15 protein-coding genes are annotated in these 14,791 nt (G+C 43.5%); 9 read left to right on the top strand and 6 right to left on the bottom strand.

All coding sequences use genetic code 11. The features are described from left to right. Positions 1 to 1,382 precede the first annotated feature (1,382 nt). Positions 1,383 to 2,081 carry a hypothetical protein gene (locus tag UQ64_RS14880; RefSeq protein WP_060624243.1) on the top strand — a complete coding sequence of 233 codons (699 nt, stop codon included), beginning with the start codon at positions 1,383 to 1,385 and terminating at the stop codon, positions 2,079 to 2,081. Positions 2,082 to 2,205: 124 nt separating this feature from the next. On the opposite strand, the gene UQ64_RS14875 is transcribed toward UQ64_RS14880, so the two are convergent. Continuing rightward, positions 2,206 to 2,817 (bottom strand): DUF4179 domain-containing protein, encoded by a 612-nt coding sequence (locus tag UQ64_RS14875; RefSeq protein WP_060624242.1) that lies wholly within the window; start codon positions 2,815 to 2,817, stop codon positions 2,206 to 2,208. Further along, positions 2,772 to 3,122: a sigma factor-like helix-turn-helix DNA-binding protein gene (locus UQ64_RS14870; protein WP_060624241.1), complete on the bottom strand. Its 351-nt coding sequence runs from the start codon at positions 3,120 to 3,122 to the stop codon at positions 2,772 to 2,774. Before UQ64_RS14870 ends, UQ64_RS14875 begins: the two co-directional genes overlap by 46 nt. A 195-nt stretch (positions 3,123 to 3,317) precedes the next feature. Here UQ64_RS14870 and UQ64_RS31710 point away from each other — a divergent pair, with 195 nt between their 5' ends. From UQ64_RS31710 to UQ64_RS14855, 5 genes are all read left to right on the top strand, one after another. Next, positions 3,318 to 3,458 carry a hypothetical protein gene (locus UQ64_RS31710; protein ID WP_209445804.1) on the top strand — a complete coding sequence of 47 codons (141 nt, stop codon included), beginning with the start codon at positions 3,318 to 3,320 and terminating at the stop codon, positions 3,456 to 3,458. Positions 3,459 to 3,575: 117 nt separating this feature from the next. Further along, positions 3,576 to 3,734 carry a hypothetical protein gene (locus tag UQ64_RS31705; protein ID WP_209445803.1) on the top strand — a complete coding sequence of 53 codons (159 nt, stop codon included), beginning with the start codon at positions 3,576 to 3,578 and terminating at the stop codon, positions 3,732 to 3,734. A 31-nt stretch (positions 3,735 to 3,765) separates the two neighbouring features. Further along, a complete protein-coding gene (locus UQ64_RS14865) occupies positions 3,766 to 5,121 on the top strand; it encodes an erythromycin esterase family protein (protein WP_060624240.1) in 1,356 nt (451 codons plus the stop codon). A 139-nt stretch (positions 5,122 to 5,260) separates the two neighbouring features. Next, complete coding sequence (locus UQ64_RS14860; RefSeq protein WP_060624239.1) at positions 5,261 to 5,947, top strand: response regulator transcription factor; 687 nt, start codon at positions 5,261 to 5,263, stop codon at positions 5,945 to 5,947. Beyond that, complete coding sequence (locus tag UQ64_RS14855) at positions 5,914 to 7,395, top strand: sensor histidine kinase (protein ID WP_245237986.1); 1,482 nt, start codon at positions 5,914 to 5,916, stop codon at positions 7,393 to 7,395. Before UQ64_RS14860 ends, UQ64_RS14855 begins: the two co-directional genes overlap by 34 nt. A gap of 177 nt (positions 7,396 to 7,572) precedes the next feature. Here UQ64_RS14855 and UQ64_RS14850 read toward each other — a convergent pair whose 3' ends face one another. From UQ64_RS14850 to UQ64_RS14840, 3 genes are all read right to left on the bottom strand, one after another. After that, a complete protein-coding gene (locus UQ64_RS14850; RefSeq protein ID WP_060624238.1) occupies positions 7,573 to 7,845 on the bottom strand; it encodes a LysR substrate-binding domain-containing protein in 273 nt (90 codons plus the stop codon). A gap of 436 nt (positions 7,846 to 8,281) precedes the next feature. Beyond that, positions 8,282 to 8,671 carry a VOC family protein gene (locus tag UQ64_RS14845; protein ID WP_060624237.1) on the bottom strand — a complete coding sequence of 130 codons (390 nt, stop codon included), beginning with the start codon at positions 8,669 to 8,671 and terminating at the stop codon, positions 8,282 to 8,284. 205 nt (positions 8,672 to 8,876) lie between these two features. Further along, positions 8,877 to 9,737 carry a LysR family transcriptional regulator gene (locus UQ64_RS14840; protein WP_245237984.1) on the bottom strand — a complete coding sequence of 287 codons (861 nt, stop codon included), beginning with the start codon at positions 9,735 to 9,737 and terminating at the stop codon, positions 8,877 to 8,879. Positions 9,738 to 9,920: 183 nt separating this feature from the next. Here UQ64_RS14840 and UQ64_RS14835 point away from each other — a divergent pair, with 183 nt between their 5' ends. From UQ64_RS14835 to UQ64_RS31700, 3 genes are all read left to right on the top strand, one after another. Further along, positions 9,921 to 11,081, top strand: coding sequence for an MFS transporter (locus UQ64_RS14835; RefSeq protein ID WP_060624235.1), 1,161 nt, complete (start codon positions 9,921 to 9,923; stop codon positions 11,079 to 11,081). Between the two features lie 477 nt (positions 11,082 to 11,558). Next, on the top strand, positions 11,559 to 12,227 hold the full coding sequence (locus UQ64_RS14830; protein ID WP_060624234.1) for a Type 1 glutamine amidotransferase-like domain-containing protein: 669 nt from the start codon (positions 11,559 to 11,561) through the stop codon (positions 12,225 to 12,227). Positions 12,228 to 13,041: 814 nt separating this feature from the next. Next, positions 13,042 to 13,434: a hypothetical protein gene (locus UQ64_RS31700; RefSeq protein WP_060624233.1), complete on the top strand. Its 393-nt coding sequence runs from the start codon at positions 13,042 to 13,044 to the stop codon at positions 13,432 to 13,434. Positions 13,435 to 13,810: 376 nt separating this feature from the next. On the opposite strand, the gene UQ64_RS14820 is transcribed toward UQ64_RS31700, so the two are convergent. Beyond that, positions 13,811 to 14,791: IS110 family RNA-guided transposase (locus UQ64_RS14820; protein ID WP_082651149.1), on the bottom strand; the 981-nt coding region annotated here is incomplete at its 5' end.

Genomic DNA, 14,791 nt, shown 5'->3' with positions numbered 1-14,791 from the left:
AGGCCAACAAATCCAAATCAAGGAACGGACCCAACACCGGGGCCAACAAATCCCAATCAAAGCTAAGATTCCATACAGGGAACGAATATAAATTCATGTTCAAAAGGGGCACTCAAATAGGTGCTCTTTTTTTAGCCTTTAGAGTGATACGGTGAGCCTTATCACAAGTAGTGGTAAAGCAGAAGTATGTGTTAAGGGTTGAGGCGTGGATGTTAATAACCATTTAGGGGCTTAAGTATAAACATTCGGTGCATGTGGAGTGTCTAATATTGATGGGACGAAAATGAAAGAATGAGAAGTGACAGAATGATAAAGAAAGTAAGAGGACAGGCAGACAGGTCATGTGGAGGCGGTAGTGTCAATACATCGTGTTGACAAATAGTTGGGAACGCCTAAACCCATTTTTTATGGTAATATGACCTAAGCGTCGTTAATGTCTCAACAGATGTGAAGAATTTATCATGGTGGATTAAGAGAAGATCAAATCCCCTCGCCTCCATACCCACCATGGAATAACCCGACCTTATGAGGTCGGGTTATTTGAATTTTCTGGTCATTTCGAAAAAATCGCCTAGGATCAACAAAGCCAGTCTAATACTTTATTTTATTCTTATAGTCATCTTCTAGCATCTTGTATTTCAGCTAGGGGTGGTCTCATCGGTATACGGGATGTCCTAATTAAGCAATAGGGCGTCTCATCTATAGATATTTAATACATCATTAGCTAATTCACATATTCTATCTATTAAAGCTTTTGGTTCTATAATCGCACAGTTTCATCTTCATCAATGAACATATCTATAAAGCCAGATTGTACATCAGTTACTTTTACGTATCCTTCAAGCCACGGGTTCCCTCTACATTGACGAATACCTTCTCGTGTGAGGCTAACCTTTAATACGATACCAGCTAATAGCTTGTCAAGATTCCCAGTAAAGTGATTATAAATGATCTGGTATAATAAAAATAAATATTGGTATAACCCTCCAATTCATAATTGTGTTGGAAGGTTATACCAATATTTTTATTAAGCTGGACGGAACATCTTCTTATACGGGATCTTAAGTCCCAACCAGCCTCAATCATGGTCATGACAAGTAGGGGTGAACATTATAGCGCTCGGGATCAAGTCCCACGGGCAGGTGCGTTCGACTCGGCTACCTTAATCCTCTAAGCAAATGAAAAAAGGTTCAACCAGAAAGATCTGGTTGAACCTATAATACGAACGGGCAGATTACCCTAATGATAATTCATTGACACAGCTTACTTTTCAAATGATAATGTAAGCTACTGACTATTGTGGGATAGGCAGGTACATAAGTGGTTACAGATCTATTTAACTAACTTTTAATTTGAAAAATTTGAAGGGTGATATTACAACTATGTCTCGACGGAAAAAACCTTTTTACACGAAAAGCTGGTTCTGGTTTGCACTTTTATTTTTTGTTATTCTCGGGAACATTATAAACATTATAATTGGTGATTCTGACACTAAAGAAGAAGTGAATGAGGCTGCAAAGAGTGAGATTGCTGCAACTGCAACAGCGAAAGAAACCATAACAGATGCTGAAATCGTAAACTCACCAGAGCCAGCCGAAGAACAAGCCACGGATATAACTCCTTTGATCACTAAAGCAGGAGGTCTTGGCGATACCAAGGAGGCTATCGAACAGGTTTTGGGAGTAGATGAGAACGACAGCGACGCAGGAATCAGCTCTTATCTGAAAAATACTGTTCTCGTAATGTATTCCGAAGATGATGTGACGAAGATAAATGCAGCGAACAATGTAACTCTCTCATTTGAGGCTACAGATTCGGGACGGCGCACTGCAGAGGAAGCATTAAATAAGTATTCCACGGTTATTCCTAGTGACGCTGTCAAGGTCAAGGAATATGCAGCTGACGAGGGCCGCGATGTAATTCAGTATCAGAGTACACTCCTTGCAGATCGGTTGAAAGGATATTATGATTTCGCTACATCTCTTGATTCCGAATTAAAGCCTGGTACCTTCATTGTTATCTTGAAGCACGATGATAGTGGTATTTTCTCGGTTGTGGTTGCTGCAGGTAATAATCCGTAAGATTTAGTTAAATGTGAAATAATAAACAACGATACCGGGCTGCCGACATTAAATCAATTCGGTTAGATAAAAGCCGAATCGATTCAACTATCGAAGCACGTTAGTTTTATGAACCAGCGACAGTCTAGGACTTTATGTTATGCTCCTTTGCTGTCGCTGTTTCAATGTCTGGGGTCAGTCTAAAACTATTTTTTTGGAGTCTAACGGTAGGAAATTCGAAAATCCGCCTCAAGTTGTTGAAAGAAAATAAAGTATTATTCGCAATCATTCGTATCGTTGCCGTTTTGGTCTCCTCGTTATAATCGACAAGCTCATGTGAAAAAGCGTTGGCACTGTCAATCGAGTAATTGTATAAGTCGACCGTTCGATCCACTCGATCACCCGTTAAGTCTTGCAGCGTTAAATAAACGATGGCGGTCTCATCATCACTCATGGCCGCGACAACTTCCATTTGGATTCCCTTATCCTCAGAAACCAATTCTATAGGTTGAAGAAACCGGGCCAGTGATGGATCAATCATCCGGATAAGATCCTGGAATACAGGGATTTTGGACGCCAACATAGGTACCAAAATCATGACACAGATACATACAATGACGACAACAGCCCATGGTTTTTGAATATATCTTTTCTTATGTAAAGAGGCACATCGTATTCTATCTTCTAGATCAAGACTGACGGTCAATTCGGCTAATCTAGCATCAATGATATTCTTAAGATTGTTATCACTACGCATCCTCGCACCAGCCCTTCAGTTTCGCTTTTAACGATTCCCTTGCCCGCTTTCAATCTTACTGAGACCGTGGATTCTGGTATTTGTAACACCTCTGCAATCTCACGAATTTTCATATCTTGATAGTAATACAGAAGAAGAACTTCCTTATATTTCGAAGACAGCTTGATGATCTGATATAGAAGTGTGTCATCTTCAAAGTCATGCACTTCTGCAGGTATATTCTCTAGAATGACCGATCTATCGATACGCCTCCACCATGAACTGCGCAGATAATTCTTACAGACATTGATTGCTATACGCAGCATGTTCTTTTCGCTAGATTTCCCTTCAAATTGAGAGTAACTTGTACAAAAAAATGAAGACGAGCAGTCAATATAAGGATACCTGAAAGGCACTCCTTCAGGCGTCCCTTTATTTTTCGATGTCACATGTTTTGTAGTATGATGAGCACAAGGCAGTTACATGGTTGTTCATAGGCTGAGAAAAAAGTGGGTGTCGCTATGTGGTTTTATATGATCGCGATGGCATTCAGTTTATTCCAAGGTTATGAGTGGTTATTCGGGGTGATCGCCATCTTGTTCGTCATCGGTGTGTTCTATTATCGCAGCATGGGTGCCTGGAATGGCGATTGGCGGATATGATCGCTGGTTTCTTGGTCGGCGGTGCGGTTGGCAACGGATTGATCGACTGGTGTTCGGGCAGGTCACGGATTTTATCATGTCTCGATCGGGGAGAGGCATTCTCCAATCTAGCGGATTATGCGATCAACATCGAGAGATCCTGCTCGTCTTAAATATGGCAGTGAGATTCGTGAAGAAGCGGGTCTGTCACGCGCATTGAGGAAATATTTTCTTATCTTTATAGATTCCTTAGAAGTTCCTGTTACGATGTCTCTGCATGGTAAGAGAACGACGTAATAACAGATTTCGAAGGAGGAGAACATTCAACATGCAAGCAACGAAACGATTAACAGGTATCATTTCCCTGGGCCTAGCATTTTCACTATTACTATCGCCAGTGATCGCCTCGGCGACCGCGCAGAAAATTACGGGGTCGAAGGAGAATATTCAAGAGATTAAATCTTTGACGTCATCGGACTATAAAGATTTAGCGTTTCTGAAGCCGATCTTGAAAGATAAGACGGTCATTAGCCTTGGCGAGAACTTTCACCGTGTCGCAGAATACAGCAGCATGAAGACAAGGTTGATCAAATATTTACACGAAGAGCTGGATTTTGACGTGATTGCATTTGAGTCGGGCCTTGGGGATTCCTTCATGACGTATGATAATGCAGGAACATGGACATCGCAACAAATGATGGAGCGTTCAATTTTTCCCATCTGGCATTCCAAGGAGACGCTAAATTTATTCGATTACATCAAGAAGAAGCAAGGGACGAACGATCCCTTATATCTAGCAGGTTATGACATGCAGTTCACATCAGGGTACTTAACGCAATTTATTGCCGGTTGGATTGCCAAGGTAGACAAGGATCAGGGCGAGAATTATTTCAACTTCGAAATGCAAGCGATGACGGATTTCTATAAGGTGCTCAACCAATATGGCATGGACGATAGTCATCCGGAGGCGAAAGCAGAGATCAAGAAGGTGAAGGATGCGTACGAACCGAAATACAAGGCGTTGATCCAGTTCATCCAAGAGAACAAAGAACAACTTGCAGTCGCCTACCCTGCGAACCCGCGGATGGTGGATATCGCTGTCAAGACGTTGGAGGATCGGGTCAAATTCATCGAGATGGGGATGTACGATACGAAGGAAAGCTATGAATTCCGTGATCGGATCATGGCTGACAACGTGGAGTGGTTAATGAAGGTGATGTATCCCGGCAAAAAAGTGATTTTATGGGCGCATAACGATCATCTGGCGAAGAATACGTCCAAAATCGAAACGAAAGAACAAGGGAAATGGATCAACAGCTTTACAAGTATGGGAGAATTGCTGCATAAGAAGCTAAAGGATAAGGTCTACGTGTTGGGTCTGTACATGAACAGCGGTAAGGCGAGCACGATTACGACACAGAAGATCTTCGATATTCAGCCGATGCCGAAGGGGAGTCTGGAAAAGCTGATGATGCAGAGCGGTTATAAGATTGCGTTTGCGGATCTATCCAAGCACAAGTCTCCGAACAAAAATAATGCTTGGATGTTCAAACCGATCTATGCAGCCGAGGATGGCATGACGTCAGAGATCATTATGCCGATGTCGATGCGATTCATTCCAAAAGAGCAATATGACGGGATCATCGTCTTCGATAAAGTCAAAGAACCGACAACGAAGCTCTAACTCGGTTTTACCTGAAAATTTAATTGTTCCCCTGTCGTGAACACCGTATGTGCCGCTGCAGGGGGATTTTTGGCGCACAAGAAGGTACAATGAGGGGATAAAGCTGCTAGATTGATAGACGCGAAAGGAAATTCAAGAGATGAGAGAAAAGATATTAATCGCCGATGATGAGCGAGAAATCGTCGAATTTATGCGCGATGCGCTTCAGGATGATGGGTATGAGGTATCAGTGGCTTTTGACGGCAAGGAAGTGTTCGATCGACTGGGAGAGACGCCCGACTTAATCATCCTGGATATTATGATGCCGCATCTTGATGGGCTCGAAGTATGCCAAGCAATACGTGACCGGGTCTCGTGTCCGATTCTGTTCTTAAGCGCGCGCTCCAATGAAGCGGATCGGATCCAAGGACTCGCCGTCGGTGGCGATGACTATATCGTGAAGCCTTTTAGCATGCAAGAATTGAAGGCGAGAATAAGAGCGCATCTTCGTCGGGAGCAGCGGAGCCATCTTGATCATCAACAGAAGCTCCTGCACCATGGCGATCTCACGATGGATCTGGACAGCCATCAGGTATTCTACCAGAACCTCATGATTCCGCTGACCAGCCGGGAGTTCGAATTGTTCCGCCTTCTCTTCATGCATCCGAATCAAGTATTCTCGCGGGAACAAATCTATGAGAAGATCTGGGGATTCGATTCGGAGGGAGAAGCAGCCACAATCACAGAACATATCAAAAATATCCGGGCGAAGCTGGCGTGCGCAGCACCGGAGAAGACCTTTGTTACAACGGTATGGGGGGTAGGGTACAGATTCGAAAGGAAGTAAAGGCAAGTCGAAAACCGCTGCGCAGACAGTTTATGGGCGCATTTACACTCGTTCTTTTCTATAGCTTCATCGGCTCGATGCTGGTTTGGGGCAGTACGCTTTATGTTTTGATTAATCAAACGGACAAGAGCATTCTACCAGCCAATTATTATGAGCAGCAAATTCCCCAGATTCTAGGTTATGTAGATCAGCAAAAAGACGCCTTATTATCTCCTTCGAAGCAGAATGCGTTGGAACATGTTATTCTGACGAAAGGCATGCAGTATCAAATCGTGAATCTGATGGGGCAAATCGTCTACGGCTGGAAGGGGCAGACCTTCGTCAACAGCCCGGAGGATGTGCTAAGCAAGCTGAACCGCAGCGAGAAACAGGGCGGGAAATATATCAATTACCACCCGATCCTTGATTCGCAGAAAAAATTAAAGGGGATGCTGGTGCTACGATACAGTTTAAGTGTATCCTCCAACAACCCTGGAAACGGGCTGCTCGTTATGCTTATTTTGTGCAGTTTGATCGCACCGTTCTTCTTCATCGTCTTGTTCTCTTTTATTTTCGCGAGAAAATTGGGTAAACGGCTCGAACCGTCGATCGCACGGATCATCGGGGGAGCTAGACGAATCCAGCAGAATGACCTGAATTTCTCCGTCGCAGGAGCAGGTGGGTCGAAGGAGCTGATCGAGCTCTCCGATGCCTTCGAAGAGATGCGGATCGCGCTGGAGCATTCCTTGAAGTGGGAGTGGAAGCTGGAGCAAGAGAGACGTGACATGATCTCTGCGATTGCCCATGATTTGCGGACGCCGCTGACGATCATTCAAGGTCATGTAGATAATTTAATCGAGAGCGGTGCACGCCGTCCCGAACGGCTGGAGAAGTACTTGTTAACCATTCAGAACAGTACGCAGCGTGCGGACAAAATGCTGACGGAATTGCTGTTCATGAATAAAATCGACACGCCTGATTTTGTCCTCCAGTATACGAGTGCGGATTTACTCGCCTTATGTGAGCGGAAAAAAGATGAATACGCATTGTTATGCCGTGAGAAGTGGATTGCTTTTGATTTCTTTTATGTGAATAGGCGATGCGACCAAGAACAGCAGTTTCTTGTGGATACATCACGGTTGGAGCAAGTATTCGATAACGTGATTACCAATAGCTTACGATTTACGCCAGTGGAGGGAAGGATCGAGTGGACGGTCATCGTAGAGGAGACGCAGATTACCTTTGACATGAAGGATACGGGGAAGGGGTTCAGCACTCTTGATTTGCGGCGGATGTTCGATAAATTCTACACGGGCGATCCATCTAGATCTCTAGACAAAGGTCATTCCGGGCTTGGATTGTATACAGCACAGTTGCTCATTGCAAAGCACGGAGGGCGTATCGAAGCAGGAAACCGTGTCGAAGGCGGCGCTCGGGTGATCATAACGGTGCCATGTAAAAAATCCTGAAGAAACTCATCATACGAGTCTTCAGGCTTTTTGCTGCAATAATTCGATAAATTTATGGAACGCGCTTGTCTTGAAATGATCCCGTCGATAGATGAACTGTACGGTCACATGACGGTAATGATCGGGAAGGGGATGGACCTGCACCGAGCCTTCCATTTCCTTGCGATGAATGACAGATCAAGGGACGATGGTTGTGCCGAGTCCTGCAGCTACGCCGCCGAGAATCGCCTCCAAGGTTCCAAATTCCATGATCTCGGGTACAGGGAGCCCTTCCTCCCGCAACCAACTCTCCATCGTACCGCGATGATAACAACCCACGCTGAACAATAGCATGGGCTCCATCAGCACATCGCTAAGTTTGTTAGCGCCTGGCTCGGAGATGAGGACAAGCTCCTCGGGGAAGACTGGCGATAGTGTTAAACTACTATGAAAGAACGGATTAACTTTCATCCTCTGTGGTGCAACATAAGAGATGCATGAGTGGCTAACGGGCAGATTACGCTAATGACTCAACTTTTGCATAAGGGGGAAAGGTGAAGTTATCCATAGGGTGAAGAAAATTAAAATTGAACTTGAAATTAACTATGTTAATGATGGTTATTGGTCTACTTGTCTCAACTTATTTTTCAACGGAAGCAAATCTACGGCCGTGCGTGGTTGTTCGGCTTTGATATAAATTCCTTGAAATACAGGAGAAAAACCTACCCAACGGCAGGGATCGAACATTTGGAGAAACAATCCTAATCCTTAGCATTCACCTTTTTCGTGGTGAGATGAATTGGAAAGATGAGAGGAAATGATGTGATTCCTTCTCCTAAAGCAATAAGTTATCAGATGGAGAATGGAAAGGAATATTCAACCAGCGCTCAGAAGCCAGTTGCTGGAATCATATGCTCTTATCCATGTACAGCAGGTTCCAACGGTGACCGTCCAGGTCAGCAAATCCTGCGCCGTACATCCAGCCGTCAGTTTCACTCGGCTTACCAAAGATGTTTCCTCCGGCAGACTCTACTTTTTGAATAAAGGCATCTACTACTTCCCGGCTTTCAGCGCCAATGGAAAATATTACTTCTGCGCTATGGGAAGTATCTGCGGTTTTTGAACCTGTGAATTTCTCAAACGCCGCATCCGGGAACAGCAGGATCGTTGTTTGGCCTATGTCAAGCTTGGCTCTCTCGTTACCAACGCTCACCGCATGGAATCCAATCTCATTGAAAAAGGCAGTTGACCTCTCAACATCTTTGACCGGCAGGTTAATCCAGATCTCCTGTGACATGGCTGTAGCCTCATGATTAATATTTTCAACTACTACTATACTCTACTTCTGGCAGCAGAAGCGAATCCTATAAACGAAACCGCAATGACATTCCTGTCATCGATTCTGCGGTTTCCTTAGTAAACTTATTAACGTAGAAGTCTTGCATAGCCTTCATTGGATGTATGGACAGACTCACTCCTCGTATCTCCATCGCAACTCAGTCTTAATTGAAATACTCGATAGTTTTCTCAATAAATGCCTTGGCCGATTTTGTTAGAAAACGGTCAGACCGATGAATGATCTCAAAGTGACGGTATGGCGGATCGTCTGTAATTCGGATGCAGCGTAGTGTTGGTTCATTCATCGCTTGGATCAGGGGATAAGGCAGCAATGTTCCTCCGACGTTGGCTTTAACCAAGCTAATAATGGAAGTTGCCGAACTGGTCTCCATAATCGTATTTAAGCTGAATCCATATTTACGGCAATAGCCATCAACCAATTCTCTGCCTGTAAATCCTTCGGGGAACATCACAGTTTGGATATTACGCAGTTCCTGGATTCCAATCGTGCTTCGTTCAGACCAATCATGATTCTCGGAAACGACGAGAACATATTCTTCACTGCACAAAGGAATATGTACAAGCCGATCATCAGGAGCAGAGGTGATCTCGATACCGATGTCTACTTCATTATCCAACACTTGATTCAAGACATAGATCGAAGAGACAACCTTCAGTTGCACCTTGGGGAATCGTACATGGAAATTCACGAGCAATGGGGTGATCCGATAGTCCAGATCGGAAGGGAGAACACCAATTACCAACCGACCTCGTTGATCATTGCGGAATTCAGCTAACGCATCCTGGGTATTCTGTAAATGCCGAATCATCTGTACACAGTGCTCCAGAAACAGATTTCCTGCCTGGGTCATCACAATTTTTTTACCGACTCGGTCAAATAAGGGAACACCAAGTTCATCCTCGAGCGCGCGTATTTGTTGACTCAACGTAGGTTGAGATATGCCAAGTTTCTCAGCTGCTCGTGTAAAATGAAGCTCCTCACACACAGCAATGAAGTTTTCCATCTGACGAATCTCCATATGAATTACCTCTAATCATTGGTTTTAGTAATCATTTTAATAGAAACTATAGTATTGTTCAATCATTCTATTGATTCTATACTTAATCGTGCATCACCCAACGATCTGTTATTAACAAATAGGATCATGTGTGAATGCAACGATACTACTACCATGAGGTGATTCATAATGAAACTTTTTTATATCGTCTTGGCGCTTATCCTGGCTTCACTGAATTTACGGCCACCCATTACATCTATTTCTCCTCTAATGAGCACCATACAGAATGATCTGGGTATAAGCGGGATTACCGCCAGTCTGTTAACCACACTTCCGGTATTATGCATGGGCATATTTGCTCCGTTCTCCGTAAAATTAAGCAGACGGTGGGGAAATGAGGGCGCGATTGTTCTGGCTTTAATCCTCATTGGGTTAGGCACGGGATTACGATGGTTTGTTGGTACAACTCCTTTGATGATGTTCACTTCTTTTCTGTCCGGTGTAGGAATTGCATTGGCAGGGCCGTTGTTGTCCAGCTTCATTAAGCAGTACTTCCCTGACCGAGTGGCAGCTATGGTGGGTATCTACTCTACAGCGATGGTGATGGGGGCCAGTATTAGTGTGGGACTATCGGTTCCGCTACAGCATACGCTGGTCGGTTCGTGGAGAGGCTCGTTGGCTGTGTGGGCATTACTCGCAGCTATTGCATTGCCGATCTGGTTGAGATTAGCCTGGTCTGCGCGCACAGATCGACAATCCGGTAAAATTTCGAGTGTACTTAATGCACCACTTCCGGTGAACAACAAGCGTGCCTGGGTGCTGACATTATTCTTCGGGTTGATGGCAGCGATCTTCTATTCGTTGACCGCTTGGCTTGCGCCAGCAATCCAAAGCCAAGGGTATAGTCAAGAGACGGCCGGCAAAATCCAAACCTTATTTACATTGATATCGCTGCCCTCTACGTTGTTCATATCCATGCTTGTACACCGTTACCAAAGACGTGTATTCTGGCTTGTCGGGTGTGCGTTATTGGAGTTGATGGGTGTCCTGATGCTGAACCTATCCGTTGGCCCCTGGCTCGCAGCGATTCCACTCGGTATTGGAGCGGGTGGACTGTTCCCGATTGCACTGATGTTGCCCATTGATGAAACAAGAAATGCTCAGGAAGCCAGTAGCTGGTCCGCTATGACTCAATCTGGTGGCTACATTCTCGGAGCGCTTGGGCCGCTAGCCATTGGATGGCTCCACGATGCAACGGGCAGCTTCGTTACAGCATTCTATGGTTTGGCAGTAATCATCGTGCTTCAGATTATCGTTCAATTGGCTATAGGAAATAAAAAAAACGATTAAATCTCATATGAACAAAAGAGGTCAACTAGTATAAACTGGATGACCTCATGATACGAACGTGTAGGATAGTGAAGGGGGAGGGAGAGTTGATTAGAACCTATTTTATGGAAAAACATTGAGAATCTACCCGATGAACCAATTTTCGACGAGATATTAAAAGGATATTTTCATGTATTACAAATGGGTTCAAAATTGCAAAGTTTTATTCAACTAACGAGTAACGTTAGTCTAGAGACCTGGGAGCAGTTTGTCGCCGCGGCAGCTGCTCCTTCTGTCGTAAAGCTAAGGGGCAGTTTAACGTGGAAACATATTTCATATATTTAACTTCCAGGTTATGGTAATGTAGAGTTAAATTTATGAAAAGTGTACAAGAGATGCAAGCGAAATGGCTGAAAAACCGTTCATCTTTCTAGCGTGTATAATATGTTTTCGTTAAGAATGGATGAATGTAAATAATACATATGGAGGTAATTAAGTTTGAGTACTCACTACTATCTCAGTTGGTTTAATAATTTTTTTCCAGAGAAGCTGGTCCATTGTTTGCATGAGGATATACAAGACAGAAAATCGCTTGTTATAATTAGCGCTGAACCGTCTGGTTATACAGGTGAGCAAATTAACATTGATGATGTTTCTGAATGTACATGGTTAAATCAGGCTAACATTATTTTTGATGAATATCATTTCATTGATTACCGCATGCAGAAGGAAGATGCCCAGCGATTAATTCACAACGCTTCTGTCATTTTTTTATGCGGTGGAGATCCTGTTTTGCAAAACGATTTTTTGGCGGATTATGAATTATCAAATGTTATTAAGAACAGCAATGCCGTTATAATGGGTGCCAGCGCCGGTGCGATAAACATGGCTGCAAAATGGTTATGCTTGAAAAACACTGGCAATGAAGTTGAAACAAGTACTATTTATGATGGTATTGGCTTTGATCATTTTGCCTATGAATCTCATTCTAAACGCGACTACGCTACGTTTGTTCAAGGCTACCTGTTCCCCTTGTCTAAAGAGATTGATGTTTATGCGGCAGAACAGGAGAGTGCAATGCGTGTAAAGGACGGCAAAATAGAAATAATGGGTCCTGTATATTTAATTTCCCACTCAAAGATTCAGAAATTGGTTGAGACGCTCTAATTAGGCTTACAGCGAATCATCTCAGGTTTTTAATATCCCTAGGACTTATTGTTGGGCAGCAATGATAAGTTTTTTAGACCGCCTTCAATGACGGTCTTTCTATGTCCGGCAGATGCTAGCTGCTCATTTTATTGAACTACCATGAAAGAACGGGTCAACTTTCATGCTCTGTGGTGCATTGCAGAGGATGCATGAATGGCTAACGGGACACAATAACTTAATCTAAAACGAAGGTAGCTGGTCTATATGATCGGCTACCTTCGTTGCGCTAAAGGACACGTTTCCCCTTAATTAATCTTCAACAAACCGAGTTTATTTGTTCTATATAGAATTGAAGATGAGATAGCAGGAAATCTCGCATCAGCTAGGGAATACCTAATTCTGGATTTAGAAATGAACATGAAAGGTTGATCCTAGTTTATGAATGACCATAATCTCACCTGCGTAGCCAAAGCGAAATGATGCTTGTACACCCTTTTCTGCTTGCCCTGATCGTTGCACTTGTGGCCGGCAGCCTTGCAGCCTGCAGCAATTCCTCAGCAGGGAAAACAGTAAGTAATTCTGGGCACAGACATCGGGCATCAATATGATACTACCGAGAGCCGCTTCTTATCTTATCTTGCGGCAAACGATCTGACAGAGACGGAAGAGTATACTTTAACAATAGAAGCGATCCAGCAAGGCCGTTTTTATCATAGTAAAGATGACGGCGTGTATCGGGAAAACAAGATGACGAAAAACTTTATCCGTGAATTTGGAAAGTTAGGCAGCGAGAACGTCATGGGGATTTACGGCTCAGCACATACCGGGCTTGATGAAATGGACTATAGAGCATTATGGCGACAACATTTATTCTGAGGACCTGAGCTGGATTGCTAAAGATATTGAGCCATCCAGAGTTGATTACATCACCTTGCAGGGTAAGGAGTATGTTGCATCGTATTTTGGGAGGCAGGATTTGAATGGGTTCAAGGATTATACCTATCGAGAATTCTGGCGATTGGAGGACGCCTATGAAGATGTCAAAGACCTTCCTCTGGCGGACAATTATCTTCCTTACGATAACTACCCGATGCTGATAGAAGCAGGCCAGGTCTTTGTAATCAGCTGCACCAGGACAGATGGTTCAATGGAAAGAGAATACCATCTGTCAAACGGCCAGAAATGGGAAGGCATGTATTCAACACAACAATTCACAGCAGACTGACGATCAGTAATATGATGATTATCTCAAGTGTAGCACGCTCACTCATGCATCGGGCGTTCATGAAAGCTAATTGGGAAAATTGTAACGTGCCGAAAATGTGTGCTCGGTTGATATAAGGGGGGCTCTAAAATTTACCGCTTCAACCAAAGCGGTGAACCGTAAGTAAGGGTAAGCTTTTTACTGACTGCATTACGCTAACCGGAAACTTTAGTGGAATATCGGTTGCTTCGGCAGCCGTTTTTTTTGTTCAACTATACCAGCTAATAGCTTGTCAAGATTCCCAGTAAAGTGATTATAAATGATCTGGTATAATAAAAATAAATATGTCAAATAACCCTCCAATTCATAATTGTGTTGGAAGGTTATACCAATATTTTTATTGAGATGGACGGAACATCTTCTTGTTTTTTAAGATGGCATACAGCCAATGAACTAGCTTGTTGGCACATGCGACAAGAGCTACTTTATGCGGCTTTCCTTCGGCTCTCTTGCGATCGTAAAACTCCTTGATTCGTGTATTACGAGAGCGAATGAGACCACACTGGACAGCCAAAACTAGGGCATATCGAAGCTGTCTGGAACCACGTTTTGTTATCCGATTTCGAGTTGCCGTAAACTTACCCGAAGCAAAGACACTCGGGTCAATACCTGCAAAGGCGACTAGCTTTTTAGGATGATCAAATCGGTCGACTTCTCCGATTTCCGATAAAATTGTTGCCGCAATTTTATGGCCAATACCAGGGATCGACTGAATTAAATCATATTCTTCTATTTCTCCAGCCAAGGCATCTATATTTTGTTCCAATCCAGCAAGGTACTCTTGGTACTGGAGAATGAGGCTAATAAGAACTTTCAGATTGACCAAGTGACTTGCGTACATGGTTCGCTGAAATGGGTTTTCTTTAGCCGCATCCAGTAACCGTTGAACACGTAGGTGAATCCAGTCCTCGGACCGCCCTCGTTTTGAAGAAAGCAACTCTTTCATTTTAGCTTTGAGAGTATCTTCATCCGTTTGCAAAACCGAATTTGAAGTTGGAAACTCATTTAAAAACTGAAGTGAAATATTAGAATACATAGCCCCAAATACACCTTTATAAGCAGGGAAAACTTGATCTAAAACTGCTTGAAATTGCAGTTTTGTCTGTACGCACATTTTTGAAAGAGCCTCGTATAGTCTCGTTAGATAGCGCAAATTAAGCAGCTGAACGCCTCTCTTCTTGAAAGGCTCGAATTCTTCTTTGTAGTAAAGTTCTGCTAAAAGGTAAGCATCAGCAGCATCCGTCTTTACTTTGCGAAGGTTGGACTTCCTAAGCCGATTTGAGATTAGCGGATTAATGACAATGTAAAGATAGTGATG

Origin of the sequence: Paenibacillus etheri (assembly GCF_001012825.1) — a bacterium.
GTDB lineage: Bacteria > Bacillota > Bacilli > Paenibacillales > Paenibacillaceae > Paenibacillus_AQ > Paenibacillus_AQ etheri.
The sequence above is the reverse complement of the archived record's forward strand: the minus strand, read 5'-3'. Positions and strand labels throughout refer to the sequence as shown.